The sequence below is a fragment of the Romboutsia sp. 13368 genome (assembly GCF_018336475.1).
GTDB lineage: Bacteria > Bacillota > Clostridia > Peptostreptococcales > Peptostreptococcaceae > Romboutsia.
Map to the genome: position 1 here is coordinate 1,004,632 of NZ_CP048741.1, position 892 is coordinate 1,005,523.

Here is an 892-nt window from a genome sequence, read left to right on the forward strand (position 1 = left end):
CCCAACACCTAGACAAAAATAACTTTATAACATTGAAAATAAGGCGTCATAAATTTTGACTCCTTATTTTTAATGCTAAAAGTATAAATTTAAATTATAAAGGAATATTTAGGATAGGAATAAAGATATTATATACTAAAGTTTAAAATTTCTTGTTAAAAGCACTATAAACTTGTAAAATTTATAAATTAATGATATATTTTAGATAAAAATAAAATAAAAGAGGGACATAATGTATTTACCAAGCAAAATAACAAATATACTATCTAAAATAACTAAATCATATACAGTTAAATATACAAATGGAAAAATTGAATCGGTATTTATAAAAGAAAAAGATGTTAAGATAGAAGCATCAAGTAGAGGATACTGCATTTACTTAAAAGGTGGACCTATATATTTAAATGATTTAAAGTCAATAGAGCCTCTTTTAATAAAAATGAATGTATTAAGTAGTCAAGATAAATCAAAACACAATAAATCTATAAAAGATGGTTTAATAGATATTTTTTCAAAAAATAAAGATAGTTTTTCTGTAGAGTATAATGGAGAGATTATAGTATCGTTAAAACTAGAAAATCCTAAACTTATAATAAATAAAACAGATGTGGGATATTCATTGAATGTTAATAATGAAAATATATCTATAAATAACGTTGCATCATTAAAAAAGCTTTTGACTAAAATAAATGTCATAAAGCCTGTGAATAAAAAAAATATTAAAAAAAATGATATATATGATTCTGGATTTGAACAACTTATGTTAGATATATAGAAAAAAGATGAACTTTATAGGGTTCATCTTTTTTTATTTTATGTTTAGTTTAATTTTAATAAGAATAGAATCAATAATATTGTAAAAGATATTTTTAATTATTATTTATTAAAATAT

1 protein-coding gene is annotated in these 892 nt (G+C 20.3%); it reads left to right on the top strand.

The features are described from left to right. Positions 1–232 precede the first annotated feature (232 nt). Positions 233–775, top strand: coding sequence for a hypothetical protein (locus G3997_RS04095; RefSeq protein ID WP_296648541.1), 543 nt, complete (start codon positions 233–235; stop codon positions 773–775). Positions 776–892: the final 117 nt, after the last annotated feature.